At 66.1% G+C, this 2738-nt stretch carries 2 protein-coding genes; both read right to left on the minus strand.

Annotation, left to right across the window (positions count from 1 at the left end; translation table 11 throughout):
• Positions 1–90: 90 nt before the first annotated feature.
• Positions 91–897: an IS21-like element helper ATPase IstB gene (gene istB / locus OEB96_RS00510; protein ID WP_266213406.1), complete on the minus strand. Its 807-nt coding sequence runs from the start codon at positions 895–897 to the stop codon at positions 91–93.
• The gene (gene istA, locus OEB96_RS00515) at positions 779–2476 is read right to left on the minus strand and encodes an IS21 family transposase (RefSeq protein WP_266213407.1); all 1698 of its coding nucleotides are present in this window, start codon (positions 2474–2476) and stop codon (positions 779–781) included. The genes istB and istA overlap by 119 nt, the downstream gene beginning before the upstream one ends.
• Positions 2477–2738 lie beyond the last annotated feature (262 nt).

The raw sequence follows: 2738 nt of genomic DNA on the forward strand, positions 1-2738 counted from the left end.
TGTCGTTGTTCGCGACCATGGCCCAGGCATGTTCACCATCATGGCCCAGGGACCCCGAGACACCTGGATCATGTAGCACGCTCTCGCAGCTCAGCGCTTCCTCCGGCTGCGGCGTGAGGTGGGCTTGACAGGAACCTCGGCGCGAACCCGGCGATCGGGCCGCTGCCTGTCTCGATACGAGGGCCCCTCCATGACGAGCTGGTAGGCGTTGTGACCGAGGCGATCGAGCGCACTCTGAGCCAGCAGCGGATCGTCGAACAGCGGCACCCACTCGTCGACGCTGCGATTGCTGGTCACGATCGTCGACGACTTGCGATGCCGCTCGATGATCAACTCGTAGATGTCGCTCGACTGCTCGGGGTCGAGGCGCCGCAGGCCGAAGTCGTCGATGATGAGCAGGTCCGGTGCCAGCAGTCGGCGCATGGCCCTCTCGGTGGAGAGGTCGGCGCGACTCTGGTGGAGCTGGCGCAGCATCACATCAGCGCGCACGAACATCACGTCGTGCCCGGCTCTGCATGCGGCGTGTCCGAGGGCGCAGGCGAGGAACGTCTTACCGACCCCGACGGGCCCCATGAAGATGGCGTCCTCGGCCCGGTCGATGAAGCCGAGCCCGAGCAGGTCGCGGACGCGGTCTCGCTCGAAGGTCACCTTGGTGTCCCAGTCGAAGCCCTCGAAGGTCTGCTCGTCCTCGAAGCCGGCGCGCTCGAGCCGGGTCGAGAGCTGCTTGTTGTCGCGGCGATCGATCTCGTCTTGCAGCACCAGCTCGAGCAGTTGCAGTTCACTCAGCTTCTCCTTGCGGGCGTAGGCGATCCTGTCGGGCAGCGTCGGCAGCAGCCCCGACAGGCGTAGGCGTTTCGTCACCGCCTTGAGCGACGGTGGGATCTCGATGGTCTTCATGCTCTTGTCCTCTCGATTGTTGTTGGTGGTTGAAGCTGCCAGCAAGACGCTGGAAGCGAAGGGGAAGCTGAATGAGCTGACCTCTGGGAGCCGCGTCGTCCGCAGTGTTCGACGACGCTGGAGCGGCCTTGATGATCCGCTCGACCCTCTTGACGTTGACGAGGTCGAAGCCCAGCGCGCGTTGACACGCCGCGTCGACGCGCTGGTGCCCGTACTTGCTGACCAGGCGCAGCAGGGCGTGCGCCTGCCGGAGCTTGGCCCATGGGTAGTCGCCTTCGAGCAGCCGCTCCATGAACGAGCCGACGTGCTCGCCGTGCTCGCGCGCCTGTCGGATCATGCGGTCTGGATCTCGCATCGTGTAGCCTGCTTTCTCCTTGGGGTAGTCGTTGTGATCGAGCGAGCGACCCCCCTGAGGCTTGCGCGGGTGGGTCTTGATGAGCTCGCCCTTGAGGTAGATCCGCACCAGCTTGCTGTCACCGCGAGCGTCGACGTGCTTGCCGACGTGGCGGGTGGGTACGGTGTAGAGGGCCTTGTCGAAGTTGATGCAATGGTCGGTGTGGACCTTGAGATCGGTGCTCCACGTGGGAGGATCGAAGCGCGGCCTCAGCAACGGCAGTAGCTTGCTGCGCTCGCTCTGCTCGAAGACCTCGAGCGGCTTGCGCTGCGTGGTCCCGTGCTTGCGCTGACCGGCGACCTCGCAAATCCACCGGATCACCTCACGCCGCAGATGCTCGATGCCGAGCCAGCGCTCGCCCTTGAAGAACGAGTCGCGCACGTAGGGGACGCCGCGCTCGACGTGGGGCTTGTGGGTCGGGCTTCCAACCCCCGCCGCGTCGATCACGAAGCCGCGGTAGTCGGCGTACTCCTCGAACGTCCGCTGGAAGATCGGGTCGTAGCGATCGGCCTTGGTGACCGCGGCCTTGAGGTTGTCGATGATGACCCTTGCGGTCACGCCCCCGAAGAACTCCCACGCGTCCTCGAGGCCATCGATGAGCTGGGGCAGCTTCTGCTCGAACGTGATGTGGACGTACTGGTGGCGGCTGTGCACCAGCGTCACCACCAAGGCATGGACCGCACGTCGCTTGCCGGGCTCGACCTCGATCAAGCCGAGCCGACCGAAGTCGACCTGGGCGACCTCGCCGGGCGGCACCTCGTCGAGGCGCACCGTCAGCTTGCGAGCTCGCCCCGTGAAGCCGCAGTGCTTGATCACGAAGCGACGCAGCGAGGGGTAGCTGACCGATACCCCATTGCCCTCGAGCTTGCGATGGATCTTGGTCAGCCGCAGCGCGGGGTCATTGGCGCCCTCGCCCTCGAGCCACTTGGTGATTGCCTCGCGATGCGGCAGCAGCTTGGCCTCGACCGAGCCGGCCTCGTCGGACGACACGCCCGGCCGCACCGCGCGGTACACCTCGAGCGCGAGCGCTTCGTCTGGCTCGTGCTCGCCGGGCACCCAGCCCAGCGCCTCGGCCACCTGCACGTAGCGTCGAACCGTGCGCCGGGTGTGCTCCGTCGCCACGGCCACCGCCGCCTTGGACTCCCCGCGCCCGATGCGGCGCAGGACGTTGAGAATCTCCCACATCTGGACCTCCCGATAGGCCATCTCGCGCACCTCCTCGTCGGAGGCTGGAGATGGCCATAGGTGGTCTCGGGGTGGGCCTTGATCGCGAAAAACCCGCCCAGGGGGTGGGCCATGGTCGTGAACAACTCCCCGGGGGGTGGGCCTTGATCGTGAACAACTCCCCGGAGGGGTGAGCCTTGATCGTGAACAACCCGCCCCCAGGGTGGGCCATGGTCGTGAACAAACCCCGGCTACGGGTGGGTCATGATCGTGAACAACGACA

The organism is Paraliomyxa miuraensis, from assembly GCF_026337845.1.
Lineage (GTDB): Bacteria > Myxococcota_A > Polyangia > Nannocystales > Nannocystaceae > Paraliomyxa > Paraliomyxa miuraensis.

What these genes read in the sequence shown, in the direction of transcription:
- istB (WP_266213406.1), bottom strand. Translation starts at nt 897, where the DNA reads ATGAAGACCATCGAGATCCCACCGTCGCTCAAGGCGGTGACGAAACGC.
- istA (WP_266213407.1), bottom strand. Translation starts at nt 2,476, where the DNA reads ATGTGGGAGATTCTCAACGTCCTGCGCCGCATCGGGCGCGGGGAGTCC.